Consider the following 15,389-nt stretch of genomic DNA (forward strand, 5'->3'; position numbering starts at 1 on the left):
TCGTCTGCGGAGCGCTCTCGGCGGTGCCACGCAAATTGCGCACGGGGCTCCTGCCAGAGTGGAACATGTTCTAAACTAGAACACGTTCACATTGGGAAGGTGAGGGCACAATGGCGGTTGACCAGCAGGTACGCGAACAGATCGCGGCCGAGCTCTGGCAGGCGGAGGTCTCGGCGACGGCCATCGACCGTCCCACGGACTCCCATCCGGACCTCGACGTCGTCGATGCCTACGAGATCCAGCTGATCAACATCCGCAAGCGACTCGAGGCCGGGGCCAGGGTCGCCGGGCACAAGGTCGGCCTCGCTTCCGAGGCGATGCAGAAGATGATGGGCGTCGACGAGCCCGACTACGGACACCTCCTCGACGAGATGCAGTACTTCGAGGAGACCCCCATCGACGCGAAGAAGCTGTGCTTCCCCCGGGTCGAGGTGGAGGTCGGCTTCATCCTCGGCGAGGACCTGCCCGGCGAGGGGTGCACCAACGAAGACGTCATCGCCGCGGTCGAATGGGTGGTGCCCTCGATCGAGCTCATCGACTCCCGCATCAAGGACTGGAAGATCACGCTGTGCGACACCATCGCCGACAACGCGTCGTCGTGCGGCTGGATTCTCGGACAGCAACGTGTCCCGATCGGCGAGATCGACACCGGGGACATCGACGCGGTCCTGCATCGTAACGGGGAGATCGTGGCGAAGGGCAATTCGTCTGCGGTGCTGGGCCATCCGCTCAATGCGGTGTCGTGGCTGGCACGCAAGGTCGACAGCTTCGGGGTCCGTCTCCGCAAGGGGGACGTGATCCTGCCCGGCACGGCGACGCGGGCGATCGACATCTCCTCGGGTGACCACTTCGTGGCCGAATTCGCCGGCCTCGGTTCGGTCACCCTGGATTTCACCTGACACGACTTCACCTGACATGCAACAGACTTCACTAGCAAGAGGAGGGTCCACGTGGCGGCAAAACTGACCGCGGCGATCATCGGATCGGGCAACATCGGCACCGATCTGATGTACAAGCTGGAGCGTTCGGAGGTCATCGAACCCCGATGGATGGTCGGCATCGACCCGGACTCGGAGGGCATGAAGCGCGCCGCCGACCGCGGACTCATCACGATGAGCGGTGGTGCGGACGAACTCCTCGGGTCGCAGGACAAGCCCGATCTCATCTTCGAGGCCACCTCGGCCTACGTGCACCGTGAGTACGCCCCGAAGTACGAGGCCGCCGGTATCACCGCGGTGGACCTCACCCCGGCGGCGGTCGGGCCCGCCGTGGTCCCGCCCGCCAACCTGCGTGAACACCTCGACGCCCCGAACACCAACATGATCACCTGCGGCGGGCAGGCGACCATCCCGATGGTGCACGCGGTCTCGTCGGTCGTGCCGGTCCCGTACGCGGAGATCGTCGCGTCGGTCGCCTCGGTCTCGGCCGGTCCGGGCACGCGCGCCAACATCGACGAGTTCACCCGCACCACCTCCGCCGGCGTCGAGTCGATCGGTGGCGCGCAGCGCGGTAAGGCGATCATCATCCTCAACCCGGCGGACCCGCCGATGATCATGCGCGACACCATCTTCTGCGCCATCCCCGAAGACGCCGACACCGACGCCATCGCGGAATCGATCCACCGGCGAGAGAAGGAGATCCAGCAGTACGTGCCGGGCTACCGTCTGCTGCAGGACCCGCAGTTCGACCCGCCGAGCGTCCTGAACGGCGGCTATGCGCGGGTGTCGATCTTCGTGGAGGTCGAGGGTGCGGGCGACTTCCTGCCGCCCTACGCCGGCAACCTGGACATCATGACCGCCGCCGCGACCAAGGTCGGCGAAGAACTCGCAAAGAAGAAGCTGGGAGTCCCCGCATGAGCACCAACGTGGTCACCACCCCGCGCGACCCGAAGCTGATGGCGAACGCGCGCAAGTACTCCGACACCCTCGACATCCGCATCACCGATTCGTCTCTGCGGGACGGCAGCCATCACAAGCGGCACCAGTTCACCGAAGAGGAGGTGCGCGCGATCGTCGGTGGCCTCGACGAGGCCGGTGTGCCGGTCATCGAGGTGACCCACGGCGACGGCCTCGGCGGCTCGTCGTTCAACTACGGGTTCTCCAAAACCCCTGAGCAGCAGCTGATCAAAGCTGCGGCCGAGACCGCGAAGCGGGCCAAGATCGCCTTCCTCATGCTGCCGGGTCTGGGCACCAAGGACGACATCCGCGCCGCGCAGGACAACGGCGGCCAGATCTGCCGCATCGCCACCCACTGCACCGAGGCCGACGTCTCCATCCAGCACTTCGGTCTCGCACGGGATCTCGGACTCGAAACCGTCGGCTTCCTGATGATGAGCCACAGCCAGCCGCCGGAGGTCATCGCCAAGCAGGCTCGCATCATGGCCGACGCCGGATGTCAGTGCGTCTACGTCGTCGACTCCGCGGGTGCGCTCGTCCTCGAGGACGTCACCGTCCGCGTCGAGGCGCTCGTCGCCGAACTCGGCAACGACGCCCAGGTCGGGTTCCACGGACACGAGAACCTCGACATCGCGATCGCCAACTCGGTCAACGCCATCCGTGCGGGCGCCCAGCAGATCGACGGCTCCATCCGACGCTTCGGCGCCGGCGCGGGCAACACGCCCACCGAGGCCTTCGTCGGTGTGTGCGACAAGCTCGGGATCACCACCGGGGTCGACTTCATGAAGATCGCCGACGTCGCACAGGACGTCGTCCGACCGGCCATGCCGACGGAGTGCCTGGTGGACCGCCCGGCGATGATGATGGGTTACGCCGGTTGTTACAGCTCGTTCCTCAAGCACGCAGAGGGCCACGCCGAGCGCTACGGCGTGTCGGCCGCCGAGATCCTGCTCGAGGCCGGCGCGCGCAAACTGGTCGGCGGTCAGGAGGACCAGCTCATCGACATCGCGCTGGAGTTGAAGAAGAAGCAGGACGCGAACGCCGGCGTCTGAGCAGAGCTCAGGAGCGGCCGATGTGGGCCAGAAAGTCCCGCGCTGCACCGGCACTGGGCTGGGGACCGGACGACCACACCGCCCGCAACTGACGTCCGAGGTCGAGGTCGTCGATCGGGATGCGGACCAGCCGTCGGTCGAGATCGTCGGCGACCGACAGGTTGCTGAGCACCGCGGGTCCGGCCCCCGCGATGACCGCGGCGCGCACCGATGCCGTGGTCGACAGTTCCAGCACCGGTGCGGTGACCTCGCGGGACGGTCCGAGCGCCCGGGTCAGGGCGCGTTCGAAGAACTCGCGAGTGCCCGAGCCCTCTTCGCGGGTCACGAGTGCGGTACCGGCGAGGTCGGCGGCCCCGATCCGACGGCGGCTGCGCGTCCACGGATGATCGGGTGGCACGACGACGACCAGCTCGTCACGCGCGATCGTCCGGCTCCGGAGCCCGGGTGCCACCCGAGGCCCCTCGACGAACCCGAGTTCGACCTCGCCGTCGCGCACCAGCGTGCAGACGTGGTCGGAGTTGGCGGCGGTGAACGACACCTTCGGCGCGGGGTCGTGCTGGGCCGCGAAGGAGACGAGCCAGCGGGGGAGGAGATGCTCCGCGACGGTGAGGCTCGCGGCCAGCCGCAGCCGATCTCGTCGTTCCAGCCGTAGGGCGGAGAGTCCGGCGTCGAATTCGCCTGCCAGCGTAAGTAATCGGTCGGCCCACTCGGCGACGAGCCGGCCGGACTGGGTCGGTACCGATCCGCGCGGCGTTCGCGTCAGCAGTCCGACGCCGAGCTGCGTCTCCATCGCGCGGATACGCGCCGACACCGCCTGCTGGGTGACACCGAGTTCGGCGGCCGCAGCATTGAGACTGCCCGTGCTGACGACCGACTGCAGGGTTTCCAACGATGCGAGGTCGGGCATCCGCGGACTGAGGACCATCGCCCGAGGGTACAACCAGCGTTGGTACCCCGGCTACAAGCGCAGTTTGTGACCTGCCAACGATTCGGGCTCTACCGGGGGCGCGGCATCCACGCGATCGTGGTGGACATGACCACGATGACCGTTCGCCCGACCCCGTCCCGGACCGGTTCCCTGCCCGGGACCGGGCCCGGAGTGCGCGTCCGTGTCACCTACTTTCCGCCGAACTGGTTCGCGGCGGTGATGGGCACGGGGATCATCGCGATCGCCGCGCACGGCCTGCCCTGGCAGCCGGCCGGCCTGAGCGTCGTCGCCGTCGGGTTCTGGTTGCTGGCCTGCCTCGTGTTCGTGGCCGTGGCCGTCACCACGATCGGCCACTGGGTGGCGGACCCCGCCGTCGCTCGCAGCCACCACGGTCATCGCGTCGTCGCGCACTTCTACGGTGCGGTGCCGATGGCGATCATGACCGTGGGGACCAGCACTCTCCTGGTCGGCGGCGGGCTCGTCGGCCGAGACGTTGCCCTCGGCGTCGACGTCGTGTGCTGGATCGTCGGCACACTCGGCGGCGTGGTCACCGCGCTGGTCATCCCGTACCGGCACCTGATCGTCGGGCGCGCTCGCGTCGAGGATGCGTTCGGCGGCTGGTTGATGCCGGTAGTGCCACCGATGGTGTCGGCGTCGGCCGCGGCGATCCTGTCGGGGCAACTCGGTGCCGGGTGGGCGCGGGACCTGGTTCTCGGGGTCGGGTGCGCGATGTTCGGTCTGGCGGTGGTCGCCGCGACGCCCATCCTGGTCGCTCTCGTCCGGCGCTTCCGGACCGGCGATCACGGTGCCACGAACATGGTGCCGACCTGGTGGATCGTGCTCGGCCCACTCGGGCAGTCGGTCACGGCGATGTGCATGCTCGCCCATGCGGCACTCCACGTGGTGCCCGCACCGGTCGCGGGTGCCATCCACGAGTTCGCAATCGCCTATGGGCTGGTCGTGTGGGTGATCGCCACGGCCTGGATCGGTGTCGCCGCACTGCTCACCCTCCGCACCGCGCGGGCCGGGATGCCGTTCGCGATGACCTGGTGGTCGTTCACGTTCCCGGTCGGTACCTACGTGACCGGCTCCTCCGCGTTGGCGCTCACCCTGGGCCGGCCGGTCTTCGAGGTCGCGGCGGTGACCGGCTTTGCTGTACTGGTGGCCGCCTGGGCCGTGGTCGCCGCCCGCACCGCCCGCGGCATCGTCTCCGGCGATCTCCTCCGACTGCCGGTCTGAGGATGTTGACGCTCGCGGGGTACGTCAGGATGATCGGAAGCGCACCACCGGAAGATCGAGCCCAGGCACGCCCGTGCCGAGCGCCCAGCTACCGGAAGGAGTCGCCATGGCAGACGCCCAAGCGTGGAGCGGAGGGGAAGCGGACGACGCCGACGTCGTCGAGCAGACGATGCCGGCGGATCCCGTCGACGACGAGGCTCCCGCCGAGTCCGAGGGGCCGGTCATCGCTCTGGAAGCCAACGACGCGGACGTCGTCGAACAGGCCACCGACGTCGGGTCCGACGACCCCGACGAATACCCGCCCGGCGATCGGTAGAGAACACACGCCCATAGCGCGCATTGCTTCTACCGATCGCGCGGTGTCACATCCCGGCCGGCGGATGTCCGAGACAGATCAGCGCGCCCATCGGGTCCTTGATCGCCGCGAGCGTCCCGTACGGGGTGTCCTCACCGGGCATCAGGATCTCGCCGCCGAGGGACTCGACCTGCTTGACCGTCGCCGCCACGTCGTCGACGGTGATGTAGATCTGCCAGAACGACGGCACCTCCTCGGGAAACAGCGTGGAGGCGTCCATGATCCCGGCGTAGGACTCGTCGCCGTAGAAGATCTGACCGTAATGGTCGGGACCCACGGCGTCGGGGTCACCGCCGGTGCCGACCTCCTCGATCCGCGCGCCGAGCACGGTGCGATAGAAGTCGACTGACTTGGCGTAGTCCTTGGACTGGCATTCGAACCAGTACGGGGTGCCGTGTTCGCCGAACTCGGAATAACCCTTGTGCTGCTTGGGCTGCCAGAAACCGATGACCGCCCCGGCGGGATCGGTGGCGACCATCATCGTGCCCTCGTCACCGACCGGCATCGGCGGGACCATGATGCTGCCGCCGGCGGATTCGACCGCGTTGACGGTGGCGTTCGCGTCCTCGGAGTGCAGGTACACCGACCAGATGTTCGGTGGCCCGGCCTCTTCCATGGCCGGGCTGAGCCCCGCGACCGGTTTGCCGTTCTTGGTGAAGTTCCGGTATCCGCCGAACTCTTCACTGGGTTCCTCGGTCTCCCACCCGAAGATCTCGCCGTAGAACTGCTCGGCCCTCCCGGTGTCGCTGCTCATCAGGTCGAACCAGATCGGCGCCCCGGACGGGGCTGCGTACTCGGCCATGCTCGGATCCCTTCGTTGCCATGCGGAATATTGCTGAACGACTGAGGTGGAGACTCTCAGCGTCGCGCAAACTCATCGGTCCGACAGCGTGTTGGGGCGCTTGGGTGGGATCGATACCGGCGCGTGATTTCGGCACCGGGTGAATGGCAGTCTTGTCGGCATGACCGCAGAACCGGGCATCGTCGACAGACTGCGCACCTTCGTGTGGCCTGCCGCCCTCGTCGGTGGACTCCTCCTGGTGCTGTTCGCACAGGTGGAGTGGGGAAGCACCGACGAGGGCGTACAACCGTCCATCACCGGTCTCGGACGGGTGACCGTCCCGGGGGCGAGCGATGAGGACGTGGCCTTCTTCTTCGAGGACAACACCGACCGGCCCGGTCTGAGTGTGGTGATCCTCGGTGCGGTCATCGCGGTGGTCGCCGCGTTGGCGTGGTGGCGCGAGCGTCTCCGTCCGGCGGCGATCGGGGTAATCGGCCTGGCCGCGGTGGTCGCGTCGGTCGTCGGGATCCGAACGCTGAGTGATCCGGCCGCGCACCTGTTCTCCGACCGGGTCACCGAGGCCCTCGACCTCGAACTCCCGACGATGCAACCGGGTTACGGGCTGCTCGGCACCGTGGTGGTCGCGGTGCTGCTGCTCGTCGTCGTGGGGTTCGCGACGGTGACCTCGGTGTGGCCCGGACGGTCGGTCGACCCGGTCAGCCGAAACGACGAATGGTCTTGATGGTGCCCATGTCCTTGACCTTGGTGAAGCCGATTGGCTTGCCCGTGGTGTAGGCGTTGAACAGGCGGCCGCCACCGGCGTAGATGCCGACGTGCCCGGCGTCGCGGCCGAAGATGATGATGTCGCCGGGGGCGAGGGCGCTGAACGGGATCGCATTGCCGACCCTCGCCTGTTGCTGGCTGGTCCGGGGCAGCTTCACGCCGGCGGTGTGGAACGCCCACTGGACGAGACCAGAACAGTCCCACGAGTGCGGACCGGTGCCGCCCCACCGGTACGGCTTGCCGATCTGGGTCATCGACGCCCCGAGCGCGGCCAGGCCGGTGGGGGTGGGATGGGGAGGTAGATCGGCACCGAACCTGTCGAATCGCTGGAGCCGGAGCTCGAACCGGCCGCGGCGGCGCGTCCGGCATCGGCAAAAGGTGAGCCCAGGAACGGCGCCGCGACGGTGAGTGCGGCGGACAGGGCGACAGCACAGGTGACCCGCGTACAGCGGGTTCGCAAAACGGACATGACGACCAGATTGGCCGACCGCATACCCGCTTGTCGCCGCTATTCCTAGACGTGTGATGAAGGTGTGACCGTTGTGATGCGTGAGGCTAGTGTTGATTAATGTTGCAGACAGTGCTCAAATTCGACACTCACCAATAGCCGTCGGGATCGGTGGCGGGTGATTCCGGAGGAATGATTCCCTCGGCCACACCGTGGTCGATACTCGCCGACAAGCGGACACAGGTCGGCATCATCGCACCCGGGAGCAGTGGCCCGTTCCCGTCGTCGCCGCCGGCGCGCATCTGCTCGAGGCCGTGGCATCGGCTCCGGGCGTCGGCGTTCCACTGCACGCTCGTGTGGTGCGTGCTGGTCTTCTTCACCAGCACGCACGCGTGGCAGGCGCGGCATTCGATCTCTCGCATGCCGCCCTGCAGGTAGTGCTCGCGGTCGCGCTGGGTCGCCGCGTGGACCCGGGCCGCCCGGTCGGGATCGTCGCCGAAGTCGGGCGCCTTGGCCCAGTGTGCTCGTGACGCGGCCCGGGTCATCGTCAGACCTGCGCCTTCTCCGAGGAATCCGCCGCGCCGTCCGGCGACTGCTCGGCCGCTGCCTTCTCGGCCTCTTGGCGTCGGAGGTTCTCCTGGATCTCGGCGTTCCAGCTCTCGACTGCCTTGGAGGTGTCGATCTCGTACTCGAACCGGCCGGTCATCTCGTCGGTGACGTCGGCCTTGTCGACATAGAACTGCTCGTACCAGCGACGGAGCTGGTACACCGGGCCGTCCTCCTCGACGAGGAGCGGATTGTCGATGCGGGTCTTGTTCTTCCAGATCTCGACGTCCTGCAGGAAGCCGACCTCGACACCCGCGCTGATCTTGGTGGCCATCTTCGAGGCCTGCTCGGCGGTGAGGCCCTCGGGAACCTTCGCCATGACGCCGTACATCAGGACGAACGAATTCTCGTCGATCGGGTAGTGGCAGTTGGTCAGGATGGTCTCGACCGCGAAGCCGCCGTAGTACTGGACCATCGGGTTCAGCATGTAAGACGGACCGTAGTAAGCGGCGATCGATTCGAGCCGGCTGTCGCCGTAGTTGGTGCCCAGCGTGACGTCGGGGCGCCCATGCGAATTCATGTACTGCGCGGCGATCTCGCCCTCGAAGACATTCTTGAAGTAATCCGGCAGCGCGAAATGCACATAGAAGAAATGCGCCATGTCGACGACGTTGTCGATGATCTCGCGGCAGTTCGAGCCCTCGATCACGATGCGGTTCCAGGTCCAGTCGGTCCACTCCTCGGACCCGACCTCGGCCAGCTCCGGGATGATGACCTCTTCCGGCGGCGGGTTGCCCTCGGGGTCGTTGTAGACGAAGACCTGGCCGTTGCGGACCATCGACGGCCACGAGCGGGTCTTGGCGAGCTTGGGGTTGCGCTTGGCGTACGGGACGCCGGCGCAGCGACCGCTGCCCTTCCACAGCCAGCCGTGGAACGGGCAGGCGACGTTGTCGCCGGACAGCTTGCCCTGCGACAGGTCACCGCCCATGTGGCGGCAGTAGGCGTCGAGGATGTTCAGCTCGCCCTTGGTGTCGACCCAGACGACGAGCTTGGTGCCGAAGATCTGCACGGAGTGCGGTTGGCCGTCGTCGAACTCGCCGAACAGGCCCAGGCAGTGCCACCCGCGGGCGAACCGGGTGGGCGGCGCGCCGGTGTCGATCTCCCGGATACCCACCTCGGCGTCGTTGGACGAACCGGGGGTGTTCGGGGTCATCGTGTCGGGTGCTGGTGACATGTGCCCTCTCCTGTCTGTGGCTGGTGTCGCGTCGAACCTCTGCCGCCAATACTAGAACACGTTTCAAATCCTTTGGGTGGATCGCCGCCCAGATCGCCGATCAGTGCTGTACATGGGCATAAAGTCCCAGTGCTCGACAGAAATGAGAACGTGTTCTAATCTCGAACTCGATGAGTAAGCGGCCGGCGCCGTCCGGCCGAGGGAGAGACAGGTAGGAGCAGGCGAGATGCCAGCACAACGGAGCGAAGCCGCCGAGCAGGTCCTGGAGAAGATCAACGCACTGCTCCCGGAGATCGAGCAGCGGGCGCAGTCCACCGAGGATCTGCGTCGAATCCCCGAAGAGACCGTGTCCAGCCTCGAGACGGCCGGCTTCTTCAAGCTGATGCAGCCCGAGCAGTGGGGCGGATACCAGGTCGACCCGGTGACCTTCTACGAGGCCGTGCGGCGGATCGCCTCGGCCTGCGGGTCGACGGGTTGGGTGTCGGGCATCATCGGCATCCACAACTGGCACCTCGCGCTCTTCGACCAGCAGGCGCAGGAGGACGTCTGGGGCAAGGACCCCAACGTCCGCATCTCGTCGTCGTACGCGCCGATGGGTATGGGTGAGGTCGTCGACGGCGGCTACAAGGTCAACGGTTCGTGGGCCTGGTCGTCGGGCTGCGACACCGCCGACTGGGTGTTCGTCGGTGGACCGGTCATCAAGAACGGCAAGCCGGTCGACTTCGTCAGCTTCCTGATCCCGCGTGAGGACTACACGATCAAGGACGTGTGGAACGTCGTCGGTCTTCGCGGCACCGGGTCCAACACCATCGAGGTCAAGGACGTCTTCGTCCCCCGCCACCGCATGCTGAGCATGCGCACCATGTCGATGGGCCAGAGCCCGGGACTCGAGCAGAACACCGCACCGGTCTACAAGATGCCCTGGGGCACAATTCATCCCAGCACCATTGCGACCCCGATCGTCGGCATGGCCTTCGGTGCCTACCACGCTCACGTCGAGCACCAGGGCAAGCGCGTCCGCGCCGCTTACGCCGGGGAGAAGGCCAAGGACGACCCCTTCGCCAAGGTTCGTATCGCCGAGGCCGCCAGCGACATCGACGCCGCATGGCGTCAGCTGTCAGGCAACCTGCAGGCCGAGTACGACCTGATCCTCGCCGGTGAAGAGGTCCCCATGGAGCTGCGTCTGGCGGCCCGTCGCGACCAGGTGCGCGCCACCGGCCGCGCGATCTCCGCCATCGACCGTCTCTTCGAGAACTCGGGTGCCCACGCGCTCGAGAACGGCACCCCGATCCAGCGGTTCTGGCGCGACGCCCACGCCGGACGCGTGCATGCCGCCAACGATCCGGAACGAGCCTACGTCGCATTCGGCAACGGCGAGTTCGGGATTCCCATCGGCGACACGATGGTCTGACCCTTCGAGACGCTCGCAGGCTAGCTCCTCAGGGGGCCGGGGACACTTTCACACGCTCCTCAGGGAGCAGGAAACAGGAGATCGTGGAGATGAGTGACTGTCCGATCCGTTCATTGGGATACATGAGGATCGAGGCGACCGACATCGAGGCGTGGCGCACCTACGGCCTCAAGGTTCTCGGCATGATCGAGGGCTCTGGACTCACCGAGGGCGCGCTCTATCTGCGGATGGACGACTTCCCCGCCCGCCTGGTCATCGTGCCCTCCGAGCACGACCGCCTGGCCTGCGCGGGCTGGGAGGTCGCCAATGCCGCTGCGCTGCAGGAGGTCCGCGACCGCCTGGCGGGCGCGCACGTCGTCTTCCGTGAGGGCAAGGACGAGGAGATCGCCGACCGTCGCGTCGCCGAGATGATCGTGTTCGACGATCCCGCCGGCAACACCCTAGAGGTGTTCCACGGGGCCGCGCTCGAGCATCGTCGCATCGTCAGCCCGTACGGTCACCGCTTCGTCACCGAGGAACAGGGTCTCGGCCACGTCGTGCTCACCTGTGAGGACGACAAGGCCGCGCTCGAGTTCTACCGGGACGTACTGGGATTCAAGCTCCGTGACTCGATGCGCCTGCCCCCGCAGGTCGTCGGACGCGAGGAGGGCGACGAGGTCCCGTGGCTGCGATTCCTCGGCTGCAACCCGCGACACCACTCGCTGGCGTTCCTGCCGATCCCCAACAGCACCGGCATCGTCCACCTGATGGTGGAGGTCGAGAACTCCGACGACGTCGGACTGTGCCTCGACCGCGCCCTGCGCAAGAAGGTCCCCATGTCGGCGACCCTGGGTCGGCACGTCAACGACCTGATGCTCTCGTTCTACATGAAGACACCGGGCGGCTTCGACGTCGAGTTCGGTTGCGAGGGACGGACGGTCAAGGACGAGGAGTGGATCGCCCGGGAGAGCACCGCGGTCAGTCTGTGGGGGCATGACTTCAGCGTCGGGTTCAAGAACTGACATGGCCCAGACGCCTTACGGGTCCGCGGAGTTCGACTCCCGGCAGTTCCGTACCGCGATGGGTCAGTTCTGCACCGGCGTCACGGTCATCACGACCGTCGACGACGACGGCAAACCCGTCGGCTTCGCCTGCCAGTCCTTCGCGGCGCTGTCCCTCGATCCGCCGCTGGTGCTGTTCTGCCCGATGAAGACGTCCCGGAGCTGGAAGGTCATCGAGAAGGCCGGGAAGTTCTGCGTCAACGTCCTCTCCAACCGGCAGCAGGACGTGAGTGCGGCTTTCGGCGCCCCGGGTGACGACAAGTTCGCCAACATCACCTGGGACCCGTCGCCGGCGGGCCTGCCGGTGATCAGGCACGCGCTGACCTGGGTCGAGTGCGACGTCGAACGGGTCACCGACGGGGGCGATCACCACATCGTCATCGGCCGGGCGCTCACGCTGGGCGAAGTGCTGCAGGACAAGCCGCTGCTCTTCTACCGTGGCGGCTATCTGTCGACAGAACATCCGCGGGTGACGCCGGCACAGGCCGAACTCGAGAACTTCCTGACCTGGACGGGCGGAGACACCTGGCTATGAGCTCGCGCGAGATCGCTGTACCGCAGGACCTGACCAAGCCCCTGACCGATGCGATCGCCGAGGCGGAGAAGCTGGTCGCGTCGGCGGAGTTCGCCGAGACCGAGCAGGATCTCGCCGAGGGGTACGACTATCTCGCGGGCAGCATCGCCGCGATCATCCAGCTGGTCCGCGGCCGGTCGTTGTCGCACCCGAACTTCGTCACCTCGACCGGGCCGTCGACCAAGATGGGCCTCGACAACCCGGACACGCTGTACTACCACGCCGACGTCGAACCGACCGGGACCTACGTGGTCCGCGGACGCCGTGGCACCACAACCGATCTCAGCTTCCAGGTGCTGCGCGGCGACTACACGCCGTCCGCGGTGCCCGGCGGCGAGGACGCCTTCGACGACCGTCGCCTGACCATCGCCGACGACGGCACGTTCGAGCTGACCTTCGGACCGGGGATCGCCGACCCGCCCGACAACTACTTCGCCCTCGGCGAGGGGGCGTCGATGCTCGCGGTCCGCGAGGTGTACTCCGACTGGACCGAGCGCAAGGGTTCGATCACCGTCGAACGCGTCGACACCGTCGGAACCGCGCCGGAGGAAGCCGATCTCGCCCGCGTCGCACGTCGGTACGCGACGGCGGGCAAGATGCTCACGGCACGCATCAACACCTGGTTCAATTTCCCCAAGTGGTTCTACCTCGACGAACCGGTCAACACCTTCACCCCGCCCCGGCAGACACCAGGCGGGCTGAGCACCCAGTTCTCCTCGGTGGGCCACTACCGTCTGGGTCCCGACGAGGCGATGGTCATCACGATCCCGAAGTCCGATGCGCCTTATCAGGGATTCCAGCTCGGGAGCATGTGGTACATCTCGCTCGACTACGTGAACCACCAGACCAGCCTCAATTCGGCTCAGGCGCAGGTCGACCCGGACGGCATGATCCGCATGGTCGTCTCGCACCGCGACCCCGGCGTCGCCAACTGGATCGAGACGACCGGCCGGGAGAAGGGCATCCTGCAGTTTCGCTGGCAGCGCAGCGATTCGCCGATCGGTCCCGAGCTCGGGCCGACGGCGACGGTCGTGGGCCTCGACGACGTGGCCGCGCACCTGCCGCACTTCGAACACAACAAGATCGACGCCGCCGGCTGGTCCGACCGGATCGCGGCACGGCAACGCGCGTTCGCCGAGAGGATGCTGGGATGAGTTCTGGAGCGGGTCTCCTCGACGACAAGGTGGTCGTCGTATCCGGCGTGGGACCCGGGCTGGGTCGCTCGATCTGCCTGCGCGCCGCCGCCGAGGGAGCTCGTGTCGTCCTCGCTGCGCGCACCGAGTCGCGTCTCAAAGAGGTGGCCGCGGAGGTCGATTCGGCCGGAGGGACGAGTCTCGTCGTGCCGACCGACATCACCGACGACGCCGCCGTCGACAATCTGGTCGCCACCACGCTCGCCGAGTTCGGCCGGGCAGATGTCCTGGTCAACAACGCCTTTGCCCTGCCGTCGATGAAACCGCTGGGCCGCACCGACTTCGAGCAGATCACCAGCAGCATCGAGGTCACCGTCGTCGGGACCCTGCGGGTGATCAAGTCGTTCACCGATGCGCTCGCCGAGGCGAACGGGTCGATCGTCAACATCAACTCGATGGTCATCCGGCACTCCGAACCGCGATACGGCAGTTACAAGATCGCCAAGTCGGCGCTGCTCGCGATGTCGCAGACGCTGGCGTCGGAGCTGGGGGATCGCGGTATCCGCATCAACTCGGTGGCGCCGGGTTACATCTGGGACGATCAGCTGAAGTGGTACTTCGGCGAGGTCGCCGAGAAGTACGGCATCACTCCCGAGCAGGTGTACGAACAGACCGCGTCGAAGTCCGATCTCAAACGCCTGCCCGAGCCGGACGAGATCGCCGACGCCGTGATGTTCCTCGCCTCGCCGATGGCGCGGGCGATCTCCGGGCACACCCTGGACGTGAATTGCGGTGAATACCATGACTAGTACGGCGCGGACCGACGTCGGGACCATCGCGGACCTGCACGCCTCGGCCACCCGGGCGACGGGCCTCGAGGACTTCGGTGACGCCGACTACCTGGAGCCGTTGGGCATCCTGCTCGACTCCTACCGCTCCGAGGCCGGACTCACCGAACTCGGCAGCAAGATGTTCCGGTTCTTCCTCAAGGGAGCACTCGTCGCCCGACTGCTGAGTGAGGCGTCGTGGAAGGCGAACCCGGAACACGCCGAGGTCGAGATCACCCGGCCCATCTTCGTGACCGGTCTGCCGCGCACGGGAACCACTGCGCTGCACCGGCTCCTGGCCGCCGACCCGGCGCACCAGGGGTTGGAGATGTGGCTCGCCGAGTTCCCGCAGCCGCGGCCGCCCCGCGACACCTGGGCCGACAACCCGGTGTACCAGCAGATCCAGGCCGGCTTCGAGCAGCACCACGTCGAGAACCCGGAGTTCATGGGGCTGCACTACATGGATGCGGGCGAGGTCGAGGAATGCTGGCAGTTGTTGCGGCAGAGCGTCACCTCGATCTCCTACGAGTCGCTCGCCCATATCCCGACCTACTCGCGCTGGCTCGCCGAGCAGGACTGGACGCCGGCATACCTGCGGCATCGCAAGAACCTGCAGCTGATAGGCCTCAACGATCCGGGCAAGCGGTGGGTGCTCAAGAACCCGAGCCATCTGTTCGCACTCGACGCGCTGATGGCCGCCTACCCGGACGCGCTGGTCATCCAGACCCATCGCGCGCCGTCGACCATCATCGCGTCGATGTGCAGCCTCGCCGAGCACGCCACTCCCGGCTGGTCGACGACCTTCACCGGTGATCAGATCGGACAGGACCAGCTGGAACTGTGGTCGCGTGGATTGCGTGAGTTCTCCCGCGCCCGCGAGAAGTACGACCCCGCCCAGTTCCTCGACATCGACTTCGCCGACCTCCGCTCGGACCCGATGGGCACCGTCGAACGCGTCTACGCGGCGCTCGACACCCCCATGTCCGAGGCGGCCCGCGCGGCGGTGACCACGCTCGACGAGGAGAGCAGGTCCGGTGCGCGGAAGCCGCAGCACCGCTACCAGCTCGCCGACTACGGACTCGACGAGGCAGTGGTCGAGGCGGCGTTCGGGGAGTAGCCGGGAACGGGCGCGCGATCCGGGAC

Annotated in this window: 16 protein-coding genes and 1 pseudogene; 12 read left to right on the forward strand and 5 right to left on the reverse strand. The window is 67.0% G+C overall.

Features of this window, described 5'->3' with window-relative positions; all coding sequences use genetic code 11:
* Positions 1 to 110 precede the first annotated feature (110 nt).
* From GOALK_RS08730 to dmpG, 3 genes are read left to right on the forward strand one after another with little or no spacing between them, the layout of a single operon-like run.
* A complete protein-coding gene (locus tag GOALK_RS08730; protein ID WP_006358437.1) occupies positions 111 to 899 on the forward strand; it encodes a 2-keto-4-pentenoate hydratase in 789 nt (262 codons plus the stop codon).
* Between the two features lie 51 nt (positions 900 to 950).
* Entirely contained in the window at positions 951 to 1,856 is a 906-nt protein-coding gene (locus GOALK_RS08735) for an acetaldehyde dehydrogenase (acetylating) (protein ID WP_006358438.1), read from the forward strand.
* Entirely contained in the window at positions 1,853 to 2,947 is a 1,095-nt protein-coding gene (dmpG, locus tag GOALK_RS08740) for a 4-hydroxy-2-oxovalerate aldolase (protein WP_006358439.1), read from the forward strand. Before GOALK_RS08735 ends, dmpG begins: the two co-directional genes overlap by 4 nt.
* Positions 2,948 to 2,954: 7 nt before the next feature.
* Here dmpG and GOALK_RS08745 read toward each other — a convergent pair whose 3' ends face one another.
* Positions 2,955 to 3,872 (reverse strand): LysR family transcriptional regulator, encoded by a 918-nt coding sequence (locus GOALK_RS08745; RefSeq protein WP_006358440.1) that lies wholly within the window; start codon positions 3,870 to 3,872, stop codon positions 2,955 to 2,957.
* Positions 3,873 to 3,920: 48 nt separating this feature from the next.
* On the opposite strand from GOALK_RS08745, the gene GOALK_RS08750 reads away from it, so the two are divergent.
* Positions 3,921 to 5,114, forward strand: coding sequence for a TDT family transporter (locus GOALK_RS08750; protein WP_006358441.1), 1,194 nt, complete (start codon positions 3,921 to 3,923; stop codon positions 5,112 to 5,114).
* Positions 5,115 to 5,220: 106 nt separating this feature from the next.
* Complete coding sequence (locus tag GOALK_RS08755) at positions 5,221 to 5,430, forward strand: Rv3202a family protein (protein ID WP_006358442.1); 210 nt, start codon at positions 5,221 to 5,223, stop codon at positions 5,428 to 5,430.
* Between the two features lie 46 nt (positions 5,431 to 5,476).
* Here GOALK_RS08755 and GOALK_RS08760 read toward each other — a convergent pair whose 3' ends face one another.
* A complete protein-coding gene (locus tag GOALK_RS08760; protein ID WP_006358443.1) occupies positions 5,477 to 6,271 on the reverse strand; it encodes a VOC family protein in 795 nt (264 codons plus the stop codon).
* Positions 6,272 to 6,431: 160 nt separating this feature from the next.
* On the opposite strand from GOALK_RS08760, the gene GOALK_RS08765 reads away from it, so the two are divergent.
* A complete protein-coding gene (locus GOALK_RS08765; protein ID WP_006358444.1) occupies positions 6,432 to 6,992 on the forward strand; it encodes a hypothetical protein in 561 nt (186 codons plus the stop codon).
* Here the strand turns inward: GOALK_RS08765 and GOALK_RS08770 are convergent.
* From GOALK_RS08770 to GOALK_RS08780, 3 genes and pseudogenes are all read right to left on the reverse strand, one after another.
* Positions 6,967 to 7,502, reverse strand: a pseudogene (locus GOALK_RS08770) (C40 family peptidase). The gene GOALK_RS08765 and the pseudogene GOALK_RS08770 sit on opposite strands and share 26 nt — an antisense overlap.
* Positions 7,503 to 7,630: 128 nt before the next feature.
* On the reverse strand, positions 7,631 to 8,026 hold the full coding sequence (locus GOALK_RS08775; protein WP_006358447.1) for a hypothetical protein: 396 nt from the start codon (positions 8,024 to 8,026) through the stop codon (positions 7,631 to 7,633).
* A 2-nt stretch (positions 8,027 to 8,028) separates the two neighbouring features.
* Positions 8,029 to 9,261 (reverse strand): 3-ketosteroid-9-alpha-monooxygenase, oxygenase component, encoded by a 1,233-nt coding sequence (locus GOALK_RS08780; RefSeq protein ID WP_006358448.1) that lies wholly within the window; start codon positions 9,259 to 9,261, stop codon positions 8,029 to 8,031.
* Between the two features lie 226 nt (positions 9,262 to 9,487).
* Here GOALK_RS08780 and hsaA point away from each other — a divergent pair, with 226 nt between their 5' ends.
* The 6 genes from hsaA to GOALK_RS08810 all read left to right on the forward strand — a co-directional run bounded on the left by hsaA (position 9,488) and on the right by GOALK_RS08810 (position 15,363).
* Positions 9,488 to 10,672, forward strand: a complete 1,185-nt coding sequence (gene hsaA, locus GOALK_RS08785; RefSeq protein WP_006358449.1) for a 3-hydroxy-9,10-secoandrosta-1,3,5(10)-triene-9,17-dione monooxygenase oxygenase subunit — start codon at positions 9,488 to 9,490, stop codon at positions 10,670 to 10,672.
* A gap of 89 nt (positions 10,673 to 10,761) precedes the next feature.
* A complete protein-coding gene (hsaC, locus tag GOALK_RS08790; RefSeq protein WP_035751856.1) occupies positions 10,762 to 11,673 on the forward strand; it encodes an iron-dependent extradiol dioxygenase HsaC in 912 nt (303 codons plus the stop codon).
* A gap of 1 nt (position 11,674) precedes the next feature.
* The gene (gene hsaB / locus GOALK_RS08795) at positions 11,675 to 12,247 is read left to right on the forward strand and encodes a 3-hydroxy-9,10-secoandrosta-1,3,5(10)-triene-9,17-dione monooxygenase reductase subunit (protein ID WP_006358451.1); all 573 of its coding nucleotides are present in this window, start codon (positions 11,675 to 11,677) and stop codon (positions 12,245 to 12,247) included.
* Positions 12,244 to 13,440: a hypothetical protein gene (locus GOALK_RS08800; RefSeq protein ID WP_006358452.1), complete on the forward strand. Its 1,197-nt coding sequence runs from the start codon at positions 12,244 to 12,246 to the stop codon at positions 13,438 to 13,440. The genes hsaB and GOALK_RS08800 overlap by 4 nt, the downstream gene beginning before the upstream one ends.
* Complete coding sequence (locus GOALK_RS08805; RefSeq protein ID WP_006358453.1) at positions 13,437 to 14,228, forward strand: SDR family oxidoreductase; 792 nt, start codon at positions 13,437 to 13,439, stop codon at positions 14,226 to 14,228. The genes GOALK_RS08800 and GOALK_RS08805 overlap by 4 nt, the downstream gene beginning before the upstream one ends.
* Entirely contained in the window at positions 14,221 to 15,363 is a 1,143-nt protein-coding gene (locus tag GOALK_RS08810) for a sulfotransferase family protein (protein ID WP_006358454.1), read from the forward strand. Before GOALK_RS08805 ends, GOALK_RS08810 begins: the two co-directional genes overlap by 8 nt.
* The last annotated feature ends 26 nt before the right edge of the window (positions 15,364 to 15,389 follow it).

The sequence above is a fragment of the Gordonia alkanivorans NBRC 16433 genome (genome assembly GCF_000225505.1).
GTDB lineage: Bacteria > Actinomycetota > Actinomycetes > Mycobacteriales > Mycobacteriaceae > Gordonia > Gordonia alkanivorans.